At 70.9% G+C, this 18,582-nt stretch carries 15 protein-coding genes and 1 tRNA gene; 11 read left to right on the top strand and 5 right to left on the bottom strand.

Annotation, left to right across the window (positions count from 1 at the left end):
- The first annotated feature begins 129 nt into the window (after positions 1-129).
- Together KCH48_RS22270 and KCH48_RS22275 are read left to right on the top strand one after the other, a co-directional pair.
- The gene (locus KCH48_RS22270; RefSeq protein ID WP_210576437.1) at positions 130-531 is read left to right on the top strand and encodes a DUF485 domain-containing protein; all 402 of its coding nucleotides are present in this window, start codon (positions 130-132) and stop codon (positions 529-531) included.
- Positions 528-2,135: a cation acetate symporter gene (locus KCH48_RS22275; protein WP_210576438.1), complete on the top strand. Its 1,608-nt coding sequence runs from the start codon at positions 528-530 to the stop codon at positions 2,133-2,135. Before KCH48_RS22270 ends, KCH48_RS22275 begins: the two co-directional genes overlap by 4 nt.
- A 22-nt stretch (positions 2,136-2,157) precedes the next feature.
- Here the strand turns inward: KCH48_RS22275 and KCH48_RS22280 are convergent, their stop codons facing one another.
- The 3 genes from KCH48_RS22280 to KCH48_RS22290 form a co-directional block, all read right to left on the bottom strand.
- Positions 2,158-3,045, bottom strand: a complete 888-nt coding sequence (locus KCH48_RS22280) for a cellulose-binding protein (protein ID WP_210576439.1) — start codon at positions 3,043-3,045, stop codon at positions 2,158-2,160.
- A 209-nt stretch (positions 3,046-3,254) separates the two neighbouring features.
- Entirely contained in the window at positions 3,255-6,149 is a 2,895-nt protein-coding gene (locus tag KCH48_RS22285) for an SUKH-4 family immunity protein (protein WP_210576440.1), read from the bottom strand.
- Positions 6,150-6,157: 8 nt separating this feature from the next.
- Entirely contained in the window at positions 6,158-7,141 is a 984-nt protein-coding gene (locus KCH48_RS22290; RefSeq protein WP_210576441.1) for an SMI1/KNR4 family protein, read from the bottom strand.
- A 292-nt stretch (positions 7,142-7,433) separates the two neighbouring features.
- Here KCH48_RS22290 and KCH48_RS22295 point away from each other — a divergent pair, with 292 nt between their 5' ends.
- Both KCH48_RS22295 and KCH48_RS22300 read left to right on the top strand, forming a co-directional pair.
- Entirely contained in the window at positions 7,434-7,970 is a 537-nt protein-coding gene (locus KCH48_RS22295) for a YwqJ-related putative deaminase (RefSeq protein WP_210576442.1), read from the top strand.
- A 34-nt stretch (positions 7,971-8,004) separates the two neighbouring features.
- The gene (locus KCH48_RS22300) at positions 8,005-8,499 is read left to right on the top strand and encodes an SUKH-3 domain-containing protein (protein ID WP_210576443.1); all 495 of its coding nucleotides are present in this window, start codon (positions 8,005-8,007) and stop codon (positions 8,497-8,499) included.
- A gap of 24 nt (positions 8,500-8,523) precedes the next feature.
- On the opposite strand, the gene KCH48_RS22305 is transcribed toward KCH48_RS22300, so the two are convergent.
- A complete protein-coding gene (locus tag KCH48_RS22305) occupies positions 8,524-9,825 on the bottom strand; it encodes a sensor histidine kinase (protein WP_210576444.1) in 1,302 nt (433 codons plus the stop codon).
- 241 nt (positions 9,826-10,066) lie between these two features.
- Between KCH48_RS22305 and KCH48_RS22310 the strand changes: the two genes are divergently transcribed.
- The 7 genes from KCH48_RS22310 (at position 10,067) to KCH48_RS22340 (ending at position 15,708) form a co-directional block, all read left to right on the top strand.
- Positions 10,067-10,138 (top strand) — tRNA-Gln (locus KCH48_RS22310).
- 116 nt (positions 10,139-10,254) lie between these two features.
- Positions 10,255-11,703 carry a bifunctional UDP-N-acetylglucosamine diphosphorylase/glucosamine-1-phosphate N-acetyltransferase GlmU gene (gene glmU / locus KCH48_RS22315; protein ID WP_210576445.1) on the top strand — a complete coding sequence of 483 codons (1,449 nt, stop codon included), beginning with the start codon at positions 10,255-10,257 and terminating at the stop codon, positions 11,701-11,703.
- Between the two features lie 86 nt (positions 11,704-11,789).
- Complete coding sequence (locus KCH48_RS22320; protein ID WP_210576446.1) at positions 11,790-12,770, top strand: ribose-phosphate diphosphokinase; 981 nt, start codon at positions 11,790-11,792, stop codon at positions 12,768-12,770.
- Between the two features lie 193 nt (positions 12,771-12,963).
- On the top strand, positions 12,964-13,557 hold the full coding sequence (locus KCH48_RS22325) for a 50S ribosomal protein L25/general stress protein Ctc (RefSeq protein ID WP_210576447.1): 594 nt from the start codon (positions 12,964-12,966) through the stop codon (positions 13,555-13,557).
- A 203-nt stretch (positions 13,558-13,760) separates the two neighbouring features.
- The gene (pth, locus tag KCH48_RS22330; RefSeq protein ID WP_210576448.1) at positions 13,761-14,357 is read left to right on the top strand and encodes an aminoacyl-tRNA hydrolase; all 597 of its coding nucleotides are present in this window, start codon (positions 13,761-13,763) and stop codon (positions 14,355-14,357) included.
- A gap of 42 nt (positions 14,358-14,399) precedes the next feature.
- Positions 14,400-14,900: a hypothetical protein gene (locus tag KCH48_RS22335; protein WP_210576449.1), complete on the top strand. Its 501-nt coding sequence runs from the start codon at positions 14,400-14,402 to the stop codon at positions 14,898-14,900.
- A 133-nt stretch (positions 14,901-15,033) separates the two neighbouring features.
- Positions 15,034-15,708, top strand: a complete 675-nt coding sequence (locus KCH48_RS22340; RefSeq protein WP_210576450.1) for an LPXTG cell wall anchor domain-containing protein — start codon at positions 15,034-15,036, stop codon at positions 15,706-15,708.
- 66 nt (positions 15,709-15,774) lie between these two features.
- On the opposite strand, the gene ppc is transcribed toward KCH48_RS22340, so the two are convergent.
- Complete coding sequence (gene ppc, locus KCH48_RS22345) at positions 15,775-18,504, bottom strand: phosphoenolpyruvate carboxylase (RefSeq protein WP_210576451.1); 2,730 nt, start codon at positions 18,502-18,504, stop codon at positions 15,775-15,777.
- Positions 18,505-18,582 lie beyond the last annotated feature (78 nt).

Here is an 18,582-nt window from a genome sequence, read left to right on the forward strand (position 1 = left end):
CGACCAATCAGTTTGGTGAAACCCTCGACCATCCCGGATACCAGCGAGTAGCGTGCGCACTCCGCCCGCCCCCCACACCTCCCTGCGGTCCGTCCCCCAGCGGGCCCGAACCACGCAAGGAACACCGGGATGTCCTACGACCCCTACGCCTACCCCTGGGCGCCACCACCCCCACCCGAACCGCCCGCCGCCCGGCGGGTGCCGGACCGGCCGCCGTTGGGGCACCACCGGGATCTGCGGATCCTGCGCACCGCTTACCGCTGGCAGCGGCGGGTGGCCACGCTCGCCGCGCTGGGCTACTTCACGCTGTTCCTGATCCTGTCGGCGTTCGCGCCGGGGTTCATGACGAGCACCGTCACCGACGGACTGCCCGCCGGCCTGCTGCTCGCGCTGCTTCAGCTGCCGGTCACCTGGCTGGCGATCGCGCTGTACGAGTACACGGCCCGCCGCCGTGTCGACCCGCTCGCCGACCGCATCCGCAAGGAGGCCGCGCTGGACGCCAAGCGGGAGGGGAAGGAGGGGGAGCGATGAGTACCGACTTCGGCAACAGTTCCATGTCGCTCGTGGCGTTCTCCACCGTGGTCACCATCACGCTGCTGCTGTGTGTGATGACCGGACCCGACCGGGACGACCTCGACGAGTTCTACACCGGCTACAACTCCCTGTCCCCCATGCGCAACGGGCTGGCGATCGCCGGGGACTACGTCTCCGCGGCGACCGTGCTGGGCACCGGCGGGGTGATCGCGCTGTACGGCTACGACGGCATCGTGCTGGCGCTGAGCACCGCGCTGTCGCTGATGCTGCTGATGTTCCTGCTGGCCGAACCGCTGCGCAACGCGGGCCGGTTCACCATGGGGGACGCGCTGGCCCGCCGTATGCCGGGGCGGCGCGTGCGCATGACGGCGTGCGCGGTAACCATCGCGGCGCTGCTGCCGCTGATGCTGGTGCAGCTGGCGGGGACCGGGCAGCTGATGGCGTACATCCTGGGGTTCTCGGGCTCGGCCCTGAAGACCGGCTGCATCATCGGGCTGGGCGCGCTGATGATCAGTTACGCGGCGATCGGCGGGATGAAGGGCACGGCTCTCATCCAGATCCTGAAGATCGTGATGCTGCTCGGTTCGGGTGGCGTGGTCGCCGTACTGGTGCTGAACCGGTTCGACTGGGACCCGGGCGCGCTGTTCGACGCGGCGGCGGCGCAGAGCGGGGTGGGGCCGGCGTTCCTGGAGTCGGGGCTGCAGTTCTCCGGCGGGCCGCATCCCCGACTGGACATGCTGACCGCCCAGTTCGCGGTGGTGCTGGGCGGGGCGTGTCTGCCGCACGTCACGATGCGTATGTACACCGCGTCCAGCGCGCCTCAGGTGCGGCGCTCGATGTCCTGGGCGGTGTCGTCGGTGGTGCTGTTCGTGCTGGTCATCACGGTCGTCGGGTTCGGCGCGACGGCGCTGATCGGGCGCGAGGCGATCGTGCAGGCCGATCCGCAGGGCAACTCGGCGTATCTGCTGGGCTCGCGGGCGGTGTTCGGGGCGGACCTGTCCACGGTGGAGACCTTCCTGTTCACGGCGGTCACCACGGCGATCTTCCTCACCGTGCTCGCCTCCGTCGCCGGCATGATCCTCGCCTGCGCCAACTCCCTGGCCCACGACGTCTTCGCGGCCCGCGTCCAGGAACTGTCGCCACGCCGCGAGATGCTGCTGGCCCGCCTCTCCGCGCTGGCGGTCGGCGTCCCGGCGATCCTGCTCGCCACGCTGGTCCAGCACCGCAGCCTGCAACCCCTGGTGACCCTCTCCTTCTGCCTCGCCGCCTCCGCCATCGCCCCCGCCCTCGTCTACAGCCTCTTCTGGCGCCGGTACACGCGGGCCGGTCTGCTGTCGACTCTGATCGGCGGCTCGGTGGTCGTGCTGCTGCTGATGCCGGGCACGAACCTGGTCTCCGGGTCACCGTTCTCGGCGTTCCCGGAGGCCGACTTCAACTGGTTCCCGTTCACCACAACCGGCCTGGTGTCCATCCCGGCCGGCTTCGCCTTCGGATGGCTGGGGACGATGATCTCCGGGCGGCGGAAGGCGGAGGAACAGCGGCGGCAGTACGAGGCGGTGGAGGGGTCGATTCTGGCGGGGGCGGTGCGTAGGGGCGAGTGAGAGCAAGGGATCGGCGCTGCTCTCACTCCGCCGTCGCACGCGCCTTCAACGCGGTCAGGCTGCTGCGTACGCGGTCGATGTGGGCGCGGACCTGGTCCCACCGCTCCCCGTGCTCACGCAGCACGCGCTCGGTCTCGCGGGCGATCTGTTCCCGGCGCGACCGTGCCTCGGCGAGCACCTCGGCAGCCCGCGCGTCCGCCTCTTCCTGGAGCCGGTCCACCGAGCCCTCGGCGTCGGCGTAGGCCTGCTTGGCGTCGGCGAGCGCGGCCTCGGCACGCGCGGCACGCTCGGCGCACGCCGCGTCCAGCGCGGCAATGGCTTCGTCCTCCTCGCGCTCCGCCTCCGCCCACCGCTGGGCGTGCTCCTTCGCCTGGTCGGCCAGCATCGCGGAGACACGCTGCCGCATCTCCCGCAGCGCGGCGAGGGACTCGGTACGGCTGTCCTTCACCTCGCGCCGGGCCGCGATACGGATCTCGTCGGCCTCGGCGCGCGCGACGACAAAGGCCTGGCGGGCGAGTTCCAGGGCATCGGCGCGTACGACGTCCGCGTCCGCCTGCGCCGCGGCCTGCGCGCTGGTCGCGTACACGTGCGCCTCTTTCGCACAGCGCTGCGCCTCCTGCCGCGCGGCCTCCCGTACGGCGGCGGCCTCCTCCTCCGCGAGCCGGAACACACGCTGCGCGCGCTCCCCGAGCGCCTCGTACGTCTGCGGGACGAGCTGCGCCACGGTCTCGCGCAGCCGTACGAGCTCCGCCTCCATGTCCTTGGCGAGCACGGTCAGACGCGCCGCGCGCTCCCAGGCGGCGTCCCGGTCCTGGGAGAGCGCTTCGACATACGCGTCGGCCGCTGCGGGACGGTAGCCGCGCCCCCGTACGGCCACGAAGCCATGTGGCGACACCGCTGCGCTGCTCATCCTGGGGCTCCTCTCCATCAGACGTGACGTCATCAGACGTGGCATCAAATACAACTGATTTTGCGCACATCCTGATGGATCAGACGGAAGTGTTCATAACGCGACACTCCGCGCAGAGGTCACGGCCGCAAGACAGAGCGCGGGGGCCGGTGGTGACCGGCCCCCGCGGAGGATCTTCGTACGACGTCAGCCGCGACGTCAGCCGCGCGTCAGAGCAACCCGTCCCACATCTCCTCCAGCAGCACCGACCACCAGCTCTCCGGCGAACCCAGCGCCGCCGGGTCGAGCGAGGCCAGCTGCGCCTGGAAGTCGACCGTCCAGCGGCCGGCCTGCTCCTGGTTCAGTCCGAACCGCAGCCGCCACATCCGGCCGAGCAGCGCCAGGCACCGCTGGAACTCGGGCAGGCCCGTGTTCACGAACTGCGGCGGTACGGACGTACCGCCCGGGCCCGCCTCCACGGGGACGGCCACGATGTTCGCCGTCCCGTACTGCACGCAGATCGCCTTGCCGAAGTCGCTGCCCATGACGAGGTACGAGCCCGCGTCCGGCGCCGGCTGCACCCCGCGCTCGGCCGCCAGCTCCGCCAGCGTCGGCACCGGCCGCCCCGGCTGGGCCTGCGCCCAGAAGAACGGGCCCATGTCCATCGGCAGCCCCGCCATCACCAGCGAGTGCGCCACGACCGGCGGGACGCCCTGCCGGGACACCGCGGCCTCCTCGAACCGGAAGATCCCCGGCCCGAACGCGCCCGCCAGCTCCTGTGCGATCCCCTCCGGGGGAATCGGCGGCGCCGACTGCACCTGCGGAAGCGGCGCCCGTACGGGGGCGGGGCGCGCGGGTCCGTCGGCGACCTGGTGCAACTCGCCCTGGTGAGCGAGGAGTTGCTGCATGCCCTGCTGCCGGCTCGCGTGATCCGTGCCGTACGGGGCGATGCTCGTGATCCGCGCCTGCGGCCACTGCTCCCGGATCATCCGCGCACAGTACGCACCCGGCAGCTCACACGACTCCAGCTCCGTGTGCAGCTCCAGCACCTTGTCCGGCGGGATGTTCATCGCCCGCAGCTCATGGAAGATCTGCCACTCCGGGTGCGGCGTCCCCGGCGCCGAACGCCGGATCAGCTGCTGCTCGGACCCGTCCTGCGCGCGGTAGCGGAGCACGGCTTGGTAACCGGGGCCGACGGTGGGCTGGGCGGCGGGGGGTTGGGGGTAGCCGTAGGCCGGGGGGTGCTGGGCGGGGGGTGGGGACTGGGCTGGGGTGGGGTGGCCTGGGGTGGGTTGGCCGGGCATGGGGTGGCCTGGGGTGGGTTGGCCGGGCATGGGGTGGCCGGGCGTGGGGTGACTCGGCGCCGGGGGGCCGGGCGCGGTCTGTCCGGGCGCGGTCTGTCCGGGCGCGGTCTGTCCGGGCATGGGGTGACCCGGCCCGGGGAGCGTGGGGGGTGGCACAGGGCCGGGGGGCATGGCGCCGGGGGGTACGTGGCCTGGGGGGACCTGTCCTGGAGGGGCCTGGCCTGGAGGTACCTGCCCTTGAGGGACCTGGCCCGGAGGCACTGCACCAGGAGGTGTCTGACCCGTGCCGGGGGCGCCCGGAACGCCGGGTGCGCCGGGGGCCGGCGGTGGGCCCGGGACCTGTGGCGGTGGCGGAGGCGGGCCGGGGGCGCCCGCAGGGGGCGCGGACAGCACGGTCTCCGCGTGGTGTACGGCGCCCTGGCCGCCGGAAGAGCCTGGCATGCCCGGGGCACCCGGAGGCTGCGGAGCGCCAGGCGCACCCGGCCCCATCCGGCCAGGGTCGGAAAGCACCGTGGCGGCATGGTGAACGCCGCCCGGAGGAGTACCACCGGAAGCACCCGGCGTCTGCGGGCCGCCCGGTCCCTCGGAACCGTCGGGGCCGAGTGCCGACACAAGCTGGGTCGGCACATAGCCGCCCGCCGGCGTACCCGGCGTACCGGGCCCGGACGGCGGGGGAGGCGGAGGAGGCGGCGGTCCACCCGCCCGCGCACCCGGCGTCCCCGGCGCACCCGGCGGAGGAGGCGGCGGCACTGCCCCGCCCCGCGCGGCACGCGGCGGCCCAGCCTTGCTCGTCGCCGCGTCGGCGATGTCCTCGGCGTTCGGCGCGAGCGGCCGTCCCGGCGCCCCCGGAGACGGCGTACCGGCATCAGCACCACCCGGCCCCTGGGGATACCCGTACGACGGCGCACCAGGCCCACCCGGCGCACCCGATCCCTGCGGATAGCCGTACGACGGCGCGGGCGGCGGCATGCTCTCCCGCGGCGCACCGGGCGCACCCGGCGCACCAGTGTCATCGATCGCCGGCTCCTGCGCCGTCGGCGGAAGCTGGCTGCCCCCCGACATCAACGCCGTCTTGGCGTCCGGCGGCGTAGGCGGCGACGTCTCGTCGTCGGCCCCGCTCAGCGGCGGCGCGAACACCGTCTCGGGCAGCGGCACCGAACGGTCGTCCCCGGCATCCGCGTTGGTGTCCGTCCCGGCCCAGGGAGTCGCCCCAGCAGGCACACCGGCACCACCGGGACCACTGGACGCCCCCGCACGCACCCCCGCGCCCCCACCGGTCTCCGACGCACGGACTCCGGCACCATCCGAGGCACCACCATCCGCAGCCGCCGACGCAGCCGGAGCCTGATCCGCCCGCGCACCCGCTCCCGCACCCGAACCCGCAGTCGACGACCCGGCTCCCGCACCCGAAGCAGCCGCAGACGCCCCCCGCCGATCCGCGATCCCCAGCTGATCCGCCGCCTCCTGCAACCACTCCGGCGGCGTCAGCAAGAACGACGTCTGGTTCAGATCCACCCGCGCCGGAGCGGCCGGCGCCGGTGCCGGCTCGGCGGTGCCGTCCGGGCCGCCGTACTCCTCCTCGTACCGGCGAATCACCTCACCCACCGGCAGGGACGGCCACAGCGTGGCCTCGCCGCTGTCCCGGGCGATCACCAGCCGCTGCCTGCCGCCGTCCGAACTGGGCCCGTCGGCGCGGTCCTCCGCCCACACCACGAACCCGAGCTCGAACTCCCGTACCCGCACCTCACGATGCTGGTACGACGGCACATCACCGTTGATCCACTCTTCCGCGCGCTCCTGCGCCTGCGCGAACGTCACCATCGGTCAGCTCACTCCCCGGACACCGGAACGGACCGCGCGAACCCGCCGTCCACCATCAGATTCGCCACCGTCTCCAGCTCCGGCGGCGATCCCGCCAGCCGGGACAGGAACGCGTCGAAGTCCTCGCCGCACGGCAACAGCAACCGCTCCACCCGCTCCGCGGGCGCCCACGAGGGATCGACGTCGCGTGCGTCGTCGTACGAGCAGAACCACACCGAACCGATCCGCTCGCCCTTCACCTTCACGGCCAGCAGACCGCCCTGCACGAACCCGACGCCCAGGTAATCCTTGGTCAGGTGGTCGCGCAGGCACTTGTTGACGTAGACCAGGTCATTGACGGCCGCCTCTTCCCGCACCGTGAAGAACGGCTGGTCGATCAGCAGGCCCAACTCCGCGTCCAGCGCGGTGCCCACCGGGGCACACCCGCCGGCCGCCTTGAGGAACGACCGATACGCGCCCGGCAGCCGGTACCCGAGCTCCTCCTCGACGCCCAGCACCTGCGTCTCCGTCACCGCCAACGCCGACTTGGGCAGACCGAAATGCGCCGGACGCGTCTCCTGCAACGGCCGCGTGCCCCGCTTGTGCTGGTCCACCGCCGCCGTCGCCACACCACCGTGATGCCGCAGCAACGCCTTCACCTCGACCGGAACCAGCTCCAGCCGCCGCGACCCGGCCATGTGATGCCACGTCCACCCGTGCGGCGTCGCCACCGAGGGAATCGTGTCCCACAACTCGTGCCCCGACGCCGCCAGCGCCGCGTTCGCCGACACATAGTCCGTCAACCGCAACTCGTCGACGCCGAAGCCCTCCGGCGGATCGGCGATCTCCGCAGCCGCACGCGCATAGGGCGAGAAGACGGGGTAGCCGCGCTCGTCCACCCGTACTCCTCTGGGGTGACGGGCCGCCCGGACCGGGTCCGGGAAATGCACGACCTGCCCGGCATAGGCCGCGTTCGGCGGCGCGGCTTGCTGCCCGAGCCGACCTGTCGTCATGGCGGTTGCCCCCTGCGGCACTCTGTACGACCCCGCGACGGACACCATCGATCCGCCACGGTCCGTATTCGACTGTCTCCAACGCGTTGACCGCGCGCATCGCGGTGCCGACAGCCTATGCGGTACGCCCAACCCGGTCACCGCCACCGGGTCCCCACCCCTTCGGTTCCGTGACCAGCCGTCACCCCGTCGTGACAGCGTGCCCAATCCCGGGCGTGTCGCACCGCCCCAGCTTCCGCACCAGCCACGCCATTTGGCACTCTGTGTGATCCGGGGGGATGCACGGGAGGGGATGACGATCATGAACGCGACGCAAACGGGACCGCACCCAGGGCCGCACACGGGCGCGAGCGGCGACCCCAGAATCGGCTGGAGCAGCGCCGAGAGCCGCCATGTCCCCGCGCTCCTCCATCGCCGCGACGGCATACTCCCCACCGTCGCCGCCGCCCTCTCCGTCCGCGGCGCCACCCTCACCGGCACCGCCGCCCGCGGCGACCAGGCCCCCGCGCTGCACCCACTCGTCCAGGACTTCCTCGACACCCTCACCAGCGCCCAGCGCGACCGCTTCACCGGCCGCTGCGCCGAGACCATCCTCATCTCCAGACACATCGCCACCGCCGACGCCGCACGCAGCAAACGCGCCGCACGCAAGCCCATGACCAACGGTGAGGCCCGCAAAGCCCTCAAACAGGCCAAACTCACCGCCCGCCGCATCCGCGAGGACGGCGACCCCCTGCACGGCAGCTTCGCCGCGCCCTGCCGCGCCTGCACCGCCCTCAGCGCCCACTTCGGCGTCCGCATCGTCGACCCCACGGCGACCGACGACTGACTCCCGTCCCCGACACCCGCGAATCTGAGGGCAGATGCACGCCGACCGCTCCTCCACCACCCGCTTCCCCGTACCCGTCGACGCCGCCCTGCGTGCCGCCGGCTGGCAGCCCGGACGCTGGGACATCAAGCAGGCCGAGTACTGGGCGGACGCACTCCGCGAACACACCTCACCCGCGGGCCATCGCCACGCCGTCTTCCCCGCCGCCGTCGAAGCGTGGGCCGAGTTCGGCGGACTGCACATCACGCCCGGAGCCCCCGGCCGTCAGATCGCCCCCGCGACCCTCCACGTCGACCCGCTGCACGGCCTCCACATGGCCCGCACCCTCGGCGACCTCGGCCGCGCCCTCGACACCGACGTCAGCCCTCTCGGCGCCGAGACCGACACCCAGTCCATCCTCGCCATCGACACCGAAGGCCGCGTCTACGCCCTCGACCACACCGGCGACTGGTACCTCGGCCCCGACATCGACCAGGCCCTCGCCGCCCTCGTCGCAGGCATCACCCCCGCACGCCTCACCGCAGAGTGACGCGACCAGGCAGCTGCCGTACGCCTACGACGCCGGAATCACCGCCGACACCCGGAAACCCCCCGCGTCCGTCGGTCCCGAGACGAACACCCCACCCAGCGCGGACACGCGCTCCTTCATGCCCACCAGGCCGTTCCCCCCGGACGGCAAGCGCGCCGACGACGCGGCCTCCGGTGGCGGTTCGTTCTCCACCTGCATCGCGATTTCCGACACCCGGTGCGCAAGGCGCACATGGGTCTTCGCCCCCGCCGCATGTTTGTGGACGTTCGTCAGCGCCTCCTGCACCACCCGGTAAGCGGTCTGCTCGACCTCCGGCGCATACGGCCGCGACTCCCCCTCCACCGAGAAATCCACGGCCATCCCCGCAGCCGCCGACTGCCCGATCAGTTCGTCCAGTTCGGACAGACAGGGCCCCTCGCCCGTGCCGTCCTCGTCGGCGGCCCGCGACGCCGCGGCGGCCGCGGCCGCCCCCACCGCCGCCAACACACGCTCACGCTGCCGCAGCCCGTCCCCGCTGCGCAGCACCCCGAGCATCTCCCGCAACTCGGTCAACGCCTGCCGTCCCATGTCGCCTACGAGCGCGGCATTCCGCACAGCCTTCTCGGGGTCCTTACGAGCCACCGCCTGCAGCGCGGCGGCATGCACGACCATCAGGCTCACCCGGTGCGCGACGACGTCATGCATCTCCCGAGCGATCCGGGTCCGTTCCTCGTTCCTGGCCCACTCGGCCCGCTCCTCGGCCCGCTCGGCAAGCAGTTGGAGCTCCCGCTCCAGCGAGTCCGCCCGCTCCCGCAAGCTCTCCATCAGCCGGCGCCGTGCCCCTACATACAGCCCCAGCAGCAAGGGCGGCGCGGTCACCCCGAGAGACGCGCTGATCGAAGCGAACGGGACGAACCAGTCCCCCAGCGACACATCCCCCGACGCCATGTCCTGCCGCACCCGCACGAACGTCACGATCAACGTGCCCACCAGCGACATCCCCGCCAGCGACGCGATGATCCGCCGCGGCAGCTCGGACGCGGCCAGCGTGTAGAGACCGACGATGGCCATCAGGAAGCCCATCTGGGCGGGTGTGATGGCGATGGAGACGAGGACGACGGCTATCGGCCACTTCCGCCGAATCACCAGCACCGACCCGGCCAGCACCCCGAACACCACTCCCGCGGTCACCGGAATCCCGGCATCCTGCGCGAACGGAACCCCCTCCGCCGCACATTCCATGGCGGATACGAACGCCAGGCTCCCGTCGAGCACGGCACTCCGCCACCTGGTCCACCACCAAGGCCCGGTCAGGGCCGGTGCGTGGTCTTCCCCCGTCGTGGTCATGCATCCAGCCTACGGGCGCAAGCCCCCCGTTTTCCGGTGAGTTTTCGCGACTGGCCTACACCACTCCCCGTAACCGAACAGAAGCGAAACCGCCCCATATATCTCGAACTGCTGAATCGCACATCGTTCACGCCGAACCGGCGGTGCGTGACGGGCACCGTCGCGTCAAAGGGTCTTGGTGCGGCATAGTAGGAGGCGCCGCTCGGCGACCCGGTGCAATGCCCGGCTCCGTCGAGTTTGTTCCCCCGTGGTGTAATTGGCAGCACTGTGGCTTTTGGTGCCATCTGTCCGGGTTCGAGTCCTGGCGGGGGAGCCCCTTCCCGGTTCGGGTCCTGACAGCTGTGTCAGGGCCCGCTCTCATGTCCGCCCTGATTCCCCCCGGTATCCTGCGGATGTCACTCCACCCCCTCCACAGCCGAAGGGCATCCCGTGAGCGCCATTCGCCCGGCAGCCGTCGTCGTTCTCGCAGCGGGTGAGGGCACCCGTATGAAGTCGGCCACACCCAAGGTCCTGCACGAGCTCTGCGGCCGCAGTCTCGTGGGCCATGTGCTCGCCGCAGCGCGGGAGTTGCGGCCCGAGAATCTGGTCGTCGTGGTGGGTCACGCGCGGGAGAAGGTCGGTGCGCACCTGGCGGAGATCGACCCGCATGTGCGGACGGCGGTGCAGGCGCAGCAGAACGGCACGGGGCACGCCGTACGGATGGCGCTGGAGGAGTTGGGCGGTTCCGTCGACGGCACGGTTGTCGTCGTGTGCGGGGACACTCCGCTGCTCACCGGGGAGACGCTGCGGGCGCTCGCCGCCACGCACTCCGGCGACGGCAACGCCGTCACCGTCCTCACCGCCGAGGTGCCGGACGCGACCGGGTACGGACGTATCGTGCGCGACGGTGCTTCCGGTGCCGTGACGGAGATCGTCGAGCACAAGGACGCGTCCGAGTCGCAGCGCGCGATCCGTGAGATCAACTCCGGTGTGTTCGCCTTCGACGGACAACTCCTCGCGGACGCCCTCGGCAAGGTCCGTACCGACAACAGCCAGGGCGAGGAATACCTCACCGACGTCCTCGGGATTCTGCGCGAGGCCGGTCACCGGGTCGGGGCTTCCGTCGCCGTCGACCACCGCGAGATCGTCGGGATCAACAACCGGGTCCAGCTCTCCGAGGCCCGCCGGATCCTCAACGACCGGCTGCTGACCCACGCGATGCTGGCCGGCGTCACCGTCATCGACCCCGCGACGACGTGGGTCGATGTGACGGTGACCTTCGAGCAGGATGCCGTCGTCCACCCCGGAACCCAGCTGCACGGCTCCACTCACCTCGGCGAGGGCTGCGAGGTCGGCCCCAACACCCGGCTCACGGACACGCGTGTCGGTGCCGGTGCGCGGATCGACAACACGGTCGCGAACGGGGCGGAGGTCGGGCCGCAGGCGTCCGTCGGGCCGTACGCCTATCTCCGGCCCGGCACGCGGCTGGGGCTGAAGTCGAAGGTCGGTACGTACGTCGAGACGAAGAACTCCCTGATCGGGGAGGGCACGAAGGTTCCGCACCTCTCCTACGTCGGAGACGCGACGATCGGTGAGTACACGAACATCGGGGCCGCGAGTGTCTTCGTGAACTACGACGGGAAGGACAAACACCACACGACGGTCGGCTCGCACTGCCGTACCGGTTCGGACAACATGTTTGTGGCTCCTGTCACGATCGGGGACGGCGCCTATACGGCCGCCGGGTCCGTGATCACGAAGGATGTGCCGCCCGGTTCGCTCGCCGTGGCCCGGGGCCAGCAGCGGAATATCGAGGGTTGGGTGGCTCGTAAGCGCCCTGGGAGCGCGGCGGCGAAGGCGGCCGAGGCGGCGGCGCGGGAGGGCGCTGACGAGGGCTGACCGGAAACCGGTGCGTCAAACTCGGCGTACCGTGATAAGTGCACATCCGCACACCCCAGCTGAGACACCTCTGAGGAGACAGTGCTGTGACCGGGATCAAGACGACCGGCGAGAAGAAGTTGATGTTCTTCTCCGGCCGCGCCCACCCCGAGCTTGCCCAGGAGGTCGCCCAGCAGTTGGGTGTCGGGGTTGTCCCGACGAAGGCCTTCGACTTCGCGAACGGTGAGATCTACGTCCGTTACGAGGAGTCGGCGCGTGGTGCGGACTGCTTTGTGATCCAGAGCCACACGGCTCCGATCAATCAGTGGATCATGGAGCAGCTGATCATGATCGACGCGCTGAAGCGTGCGTCGGCCCGCTCCATCACCGTCATCGTGCCCTTCTACGGTTACGCGCGGCAGGACAAGAAGCACCGCGGACGTGAACCGATTTCGGCGCGTCTGATCGCGGACATGATGAAGACGGCGGGTGCGGACCGGATCCTCACGGTCGATCTGCACACCGACCAGATCCAGGGCTTCTTCGACGGTCCCGTCGACCATCTCTTCGCGCTGCCGCTGCTCGCGGACTATGTGGGCCGCAAGGTCGACAAGGCCAAGCTGACCGTGGTCTCCCCGGACGCGGGGCGTGTGCGGGTCGCCGACCGCTGGTGCGACCGGCTCGGTGCGCCGCTCGCGATCGTGCACAAGCGGCGCGACAAGGACGTGGCGAACCAGGTGACCGTCCACGAGGTCGTGGGTGAGGTCAAGGGCCGCGTGTGTGTCCTGGTCGACGACATGATCGACACGGGCGGCACGATCTGCGGGGCGGCCGACGCCCTGTTCGCGCACGGCGCCGAGGACGTCATCGTGACGGCGACGCACGGTGTGCTGTCGGGTCCGGCGGCGGACCGGCTGAAGAACTCCCGGGTGAGCGAGTTCATCTTCACCAACACGCTGCCCACGCCGGCTGAACTGGGCAGCCACCTCGACAAGATCACGGTGCTGTCGATCGCGCCGACGATCGCGAGCGCGGTGCGTGAGGTGTTCGAGGACGGTTCGGTGACGAGCCTGTTCGACGAGCAGTAAGAGCCGAACAGTACGGCCTCCTCGAAGATCCTTTTGGGTACGGCCTCCCCTGCCGAGTAGACTGCTGAAGTTGCTCGGCGAGGGAGGCCGTACTCATCGCGGTACGGCTGTCCGTTATCGACGCGCTCTTCGTAGCAGGCCGTTCGTGGCCGGGTGACCCTGTCCGTTCTCACCCATACGAGGAGTGCACAGCATGTCCGAGGTAAAGATCTCCGCCGAGACCCGCACCGAATTCGGCAAGGGCGCTGCCCGCCGTATCCGTCGTGACTCGAAGGTTCCCGGTGTCCTGTACGGCCACGGCGGCGACCCGCTGCACCTGACCCTTCCGGGCCACGAGCTCCTGCTCGCGCTGCGTACGCCGAACGTCCTGATCGCCCTGGACATCGACGGCAAGACGAACGAGCTGGCGATCCCGAAGGCCGTGCAGCGTGACCCGCTGAAGGGCTTCCTGGAGCACGTCGACCTGCTGCTCGTGAAGCGGGGCGAGAAGGTCAACGTCGACATCTACGTGCACACCGAGGGTGAGCTGGCCCCCGGTGCCTACCTGCTCGAGCACGTCCTGAACGCGCTTCCGGTCGAGGCCGAGGCCACCCACATCCCCGAGTCCGTCACGGTGTCCATCGAGGGCCTGTCGGCCGGTGACTCCATCCTCGCCAAGGACATCCCCCTGCCGAGCGGCACCAAGCTGGCCGTCGACGACGACACGGTCGTCCTCCAGGTGCTGGCCGCACAGGCCGAGGAGGCCCCGGAGGGCGAAGAGGGCGGCGAAGAGTCCGCGGAGGCCTGACCGGCGGTTGAGCCGCGCGCTCGTGCCGCTGATTAAATGGCACCCGGCGCTGCAGGCTGTGCCCACCCTCCCCCACTCTCGGCTTCGCTCGAGCGGGGGGACCCCCATCGCCCCGCGGAACGACTGCCCACAGCAGTAAGTATCGGCTCCAGCCGCTGCTCCCTACCCCGGGAGCAGCGGCTGTTGCGCTAGGAGACCCAGACGTGGCTACCGATCCCAACGCCCCTTGGCTGATCGCCGGACTCGGCAATCCCGGGCCCGAGTACGCCATGAACCGGCACAACGTCGGGTTCATGGTGGCCGATCTGCTGGCTGAGCGGATCGGGGGGAAGTTCAAGCGGGCCGGGAAGGCGCAGGCGCAGGTGGTCGAGGGGCGGATCGGGCCACCGGGGCCGGGGAGTCGGCGGGTGGTGCTGGTGAAGCCGATGTCGTACATGAATCTGTCCGGCGGGCCCCTCAACGCACTGCGGGACTTCTACAAGATCCCGGTCGGCAACATCGTGGCCGTGCACGACGAACTCGACATCGACTACGGCACGTTGCGGCTGAAGCTCGGTGGCGGGGACAACGGGCACAACGGGCTGAAGTCGATGACGAAGGTGATGGGGCCGGACTACCACCGGGTGCGGTTCGGGATCGGGCGGCCGCCGGGGCGGATGCAGGTCGCGGACTTCGTGCTGAAGGACTTCTCGGCGGCGGAGCGCAAGGAGCTGGACTACCTCGTGGACCGGGCGGCGGACGCGGTGGAGTGTCTGGTGATCGAGGGGCTGGAGCGGGCGCAGAGCACGTACAACTCCTGACATTGCCCCCACGGGAGTTGACCGAGCGCGCGGGCATGGCCAATGATCCCCGCCATGCCTTCTGCCGTCATTTCCCACCGGAGCACGGAGACCGCGCTGCGGTTCGGCCGGCTCGCGGCGATGGGTACGGTCGCCGCGCTGATTCTGATCGCCGGTGTGTGGGCGTCGTGGGGGACGGCGCAGTACGTGATGCTGACGAAGGGCCGGGAGCGCGGCACGGTCGAGGTGACGCGGTGCGGTGCGGACACGTGTACCGGGCCGTACACGCCGGTCTCGCCGGGGTCGCAGCCCCGGGAGAGCGTGGTCATCGAGAAGACGGTCGCCGTGCGGAAGGGGCAGACGTACTCGGTCGTCATGAAGCCCGGCGGCAGTGACGTCGTGCGCTCCGGGCCCGGCGGTGTCCTGTACTCCTGGGCTCCGATGGGTGGTGCGCTGCTCCTCGCCTCGGTCGTGGTCGCGGGCGGACTGGGGCGAGTGCGGGCGGCGTGGGTCATGGCGGGGGGCGGGGCCGCGCTGCTCACGGCGGCTTTTTTGGTGATTTGAGCGGGCTGGGGCGGCTGCGTTCTGTGGGGAAACTGTTCGTTGTCTGTTCGTGATTGACCCAGGGTCAGTCGCGGCTGGAAGCTGAGCCGCCCCCTCCACATCTTCCCGCTCACTTCTCGAAGATGGACTGCCCATGCGTACCCTCACGGTCGTGGCCGCGGCCACCGCCTCGCTGCTGCTCGCCCCTTCGGCCCAGGCCACGGACACCTACACCGTCGAGCTGCGGCAGCAACTGCCGCGTACCGCCACCACCCAGGACGGCGGGGCCCCGCAGGAGGACGGCTGCCCCGGGATTCCCGAAGACATGGACGGCTGGCACTTCGTCCTGCCCGGCAACTCCAGCTCGTTCGTCAAGCTGACGGTGACCTTCCAGCCCGGTGGCGAACAGGTCGTCACCGGCTTCGGCCCGCCGTCCGACAAGCACGCCTACGTGGCGTCGAAGCCGGGTGCCCTGCTGACCTCCGCGGTCGCCGAGGTCGAGGGCGGCAGCCTGGAGCTGTTCAACCTGTCGCACACCTGCCCGGCGGACACGGCTCCCGAGCAGCCGGGCGACGACAAGCCGACCGATGAGCCGAGCGCCACGCCGTCGGCCTCCGCCACTCCGACGACCGAGGAACCGGCCGCGTCCTCCTCCCCCACGGAGACGGCCGCCGCGCCGTCCTCGTCCCCCTCCGCGCAGGGTGGCGGCAGTACGGGCGACCTCGCCGAGACCGGCAGCGGCGCTCCCGTCGGCCTGCTCTCCGGTGCCGCGGCGGCGCTGTTGGCGGCGGGCGGCTACCTACTGTTCCGGCGTCGCAAGTCCGTCTGACCTCCCTGTACGACGGTGCCCCCGGCCTCTCCGCGGAGGCCGGGGGCACCGTCGTACCAGGGATGATCAGCCCGTGTTGCGCAGTCCCGCCGCCACGCCGTTCACCGTGAGCAGCAGGGCCCGCGACAGCAGCGGATCCGGGTCCTCGCCGGCCGCCGCGGCGTCCCGCTGGCGCTTGAGCAGGGTGACCTGGAGGTAGGAGATGGGGTCCAGGTAGGCGTCGCGGATGGTGAAGGTCTGCTTCAGGACCGGGGTGGCGTCGAGGAGTTCCTGCTCACCGGTGATCTTCAGTACCTCGGCGACGGTCAGCGCGTGCTCGGCCTTGATGGTGTCGAAGACGTGCCCCAGGTCGTCGGGGACGAGGGTGTCGACGTAGTGGGCGGCGATCCGCAGGTCCGTCTTGGCGAGGGTCATCTCGACGTTGGAGATGAAGTTGCGGAAGAAGTGCCACTGCTCGTGCATCTCGGCGAGGACGGTGTCCAGGCCCGCCTCGCGCAGCGCCTTCAGGCCGGAGCCGACGCCGAACCAGCCCGGCACGATCTGCCGGGACTGGGTCCACCCGAACACCCACGGGATGGCGCGCAGGCCGTCGAGTCCGGCGCCGGAGTCGGGGCGGCGGGAGGGGCGGGAGCCGAGGTGGAGGTCGGCGAGCTGGTCGACGGGGGTGGCGGCGAAGAAGTACGCGGGCAGGTCCGGGTCCTCCACCAGCCTGCGGTAGGCGGCGTGCGCGGCGTCCGACACGACGTCCATCGCGGCGTCCCAGCGGGCCAGCGCCTCTTCCGGCTGGCGGGGTGCGGTGTGCAGGGCGGAGGCCTGGAGGGTGGCGGCGACGGTGAGTTCGAGGTTCTCGCGGGCCAGTGACGGCACGAGGTACTTGTCGGAGATGACCTCGCCCTGCTCGGTCACCTTGATCTCGCCCTCCAGGGTGCCCCAGGGCTGGGCGAGGATCGCGTCGTGGGAGGGGCCGCCGCCGCGGCCGACGGTGCCGCCGCGGCCGTGGAACAGCCTCAGACGCACGCCGTAGCGATGCGCCACGTCGCGCAGGCGGCGCTGGGCGCGGTGGATCTCCCACTGCGAGGTGGTGATGCCGCCGAACTTGGAGGAGTCGGAGTAGCCGAGCATGACCTCCTGCACGTCCCCGCGCAGGGCCACGAGCCTGCGGTACGACGGGTCGGAGAGCATGTCCTCCAGGATCGTGTCGGCTGCCTTGAGCTCGTCGGTGGTCTCGAGCAGCGGCACGATGCCGATCTTCGCCCAGCCGGCGTGCAGATCGATCAGGCCCGCCTCGCGCGCCAGCACGGCGGCGGCGAAGACGTCGTCGGCGCCCTGGCACATGGAGATGATGTACGACTCGACGACCTCGGGTCCGAAGACCTCCAGGGCCCGCTTGACGGTCTCGAACACACCGAGGGTCTTCGCGCCGGCCGCGTCGACGGGCGCGGGCGTGGGGCCCAGCGGCCTGCGGGAGCGGAGCTCCTTCGCGAGCAGCTTGAGCCGGTACTCGCGCGGCATGTCCTCGTACCGCCAGGACTCCTCGCCCAGGCGGTCGAAGAGCTGGCCGAGGGCGTGGTGGTGGGCGTCGGCGTGTTCGCGGACGTCCATGGTGGCGAGCTGGAGGCCGAAGGCGGCGAGCGTACGGATCGTACGGTTCATCCGGCCTTCCGCGAACAGTCCGCCGCGGTGCTCCCTGAGCGAGGTCTGGATCAGGGTCAGGTCGGCCAGCAGCTCGGAGGTGCCGAGGTAGTCGCGGCCCGGCTCGTGCGGGGTGCCGGTGGCCAGGCGCTGCTTGGTGTTCTCCAGCTTCTGCCGGACGCAGGTGGCCTTGAGCCGGTAGGGCTCCTCGGCGTTGAGCCGCTTGTAGCGGGGGCTGATCTCGGGCAGGCGCTCGAGGTCGGTCTGCAGTGACGTGAGCAGTTCTTCCGTCGCGCCGGTGTAGCGGATGGAGTTCGACAGGAAGCCGCGCAGCTCGTCGACCATCTCCAGGGCGTCGTTGATGCCGTGCTCGTGCTGGAGGATCAGCACCTCCCAGGTGACCTCGGGGGTCACATTGGGGTTGCCGTCGCGGTCGCCGCCGATCCAGGTGCCGAAGGTGAGCGGGCGCGTGTCGTCGGGGAGCTTCACGCCGACGCGCTCCAGCTCGGCGGTGAGGTCCTCGAGTACGTCACCGACGGCGCCGGCGTGCAGTTCGTCGAGGTAGTAGATCGCGTTGCGGGCCTCGTCCGCGGGCTCGGGGCGTACGACGCGCAGCTCGTCCGTCTGCCAGACGAGGTCGATGTTCTCGGCCAGCCGGGTGTCGTAGCGGCGGCGGTCGGCCTCGATGACCGGGGTCTCCAGGAGCGCGGCGATGCGCCGGAGCTTGTTGAGCACCGAGCGGCGCGCGGCCTCGGTCGGGTGGGCCGTGAACACGGGACGAACGTTGAGGTTCCTGACCGTCTGGCGCAGGTGCTCGGGGTCGGCGTCCTTCAGCCGGTCGGCCGTACGGGCGAGGAGTCCGCCCTCGGCGGCACGCTTGGCGCGCAGCTCCCGGCCGCGGTGGACCTGCTCGGTGACGTTGGCCAGGTGGAAGTAGGTGGAGAAGGCGCGGACCAGCTTGGCCGCGGTGTCCAGTTCCGTGCCGCGCAGCAGCTCGGCGGCGGCCTCGCCGTCCTCCCGGGTGAGGCGGCGGACCTTCTCGACGAGTTCCAGCAGCTCAGGGCCTTCCTGACGGACGAGGGTCTCGCCGAGGAGATCGCCCAGCCGCCTGATGTCGGCGCGCAGCTCACTGCTGGTCGTGGTCTGGTCGTCGGCACTGCTCACAGGTGCGGCTCCTTGCAGTGTTGAAGCTCGTCTGGAGGGAACCCGAAGGAACGGTCGCGCGGCGGGGGCCGCATACGG

The organism is Streptomyces sp. GESEQ-4, assembly GCF_017948455.1.
Taxonomy (GTDB): domain Bacteria; phylum Actinomycetota; class Actinomycetes; order Streptomycetales; family Streptomycetaceae; genus Streptomyces.

Coding starts and splice junctions, on each gene's coding strand:
- KCH48_RS22270 (WP_210576437.1), top strand. CDS start 130: ATGTCCTACGACCCCTACGCCTACCCCTGGGCGCCACCACCCCCACCC.
- KCH48_RS22275 (WP_210576438.1), top strand. CDS start 528: ATGAGTACCGACTTCGGCAACAGTTCCATGTCGCTCGTGGCGTTCTCC.
- KCH48_RS22280 (WP_210576439.1), bottom strand. CDS start 3,045: ATGAGCAGCGCAGCGGTGTCGCCACATGGCTTCGTGGCCGTACGGGGG.
- KCH48_RS22285 (WP_210576440.1), bottom strand. CDS start 6,149: ATGGTGACGTTCGCGCAGGCGCAGGAGCGCGCGGAAGAGTGGATCAAC.
- KCH48_RS22290 (WP_210576441.1), bottom strand. CDS start 7,141: ATGACGACAGGTCGGCTCGGGCAGCAAGCCGCGCCGCCGAACGCGGCC.
- KCH48_RS22295 (WP_210576442.1), top strand. CDS start 7,434: ATGACGATCATGAACGCGACGCAAACGGGACCGCACCCAGGGCCGCAC.
- KCH48_RS22300 (WP_210576443.1), top strand. CDS start 8,005: ATGCACGCCGACCGCTCCTCCACCACCCGCTTCCCCGTACCCGTCGAC.
- KCH48_RS22305 (WP_210576444.1), bottom strand. CDS start 9,825: ATGACCACGACGGGGGAAGACCACGCACCGGCCCTGACCGGGCCTTGG.
- KCH48_RS22325 (WP_210576447.1), top strand. CDS start 12,964: ATGTCCGAGGTAAAGATCTCCGCCGAGACCCGCACCGAATTCGGCAAG.
- KCH48_RS22335 (WP_210576449.1), top strand. CDS start 14,400: ATGATCCCCGCCATGCCTTCTGCCGTCATTTCCCACCGGAGCACGGAG.
- KCH48_RS22340 (WP_210576450.1), top strand. CDS start 15,034: ATGCGTACCCTCACGGTCGTGGCCGCGGCCACCGCCTCGCTGCTGCTC.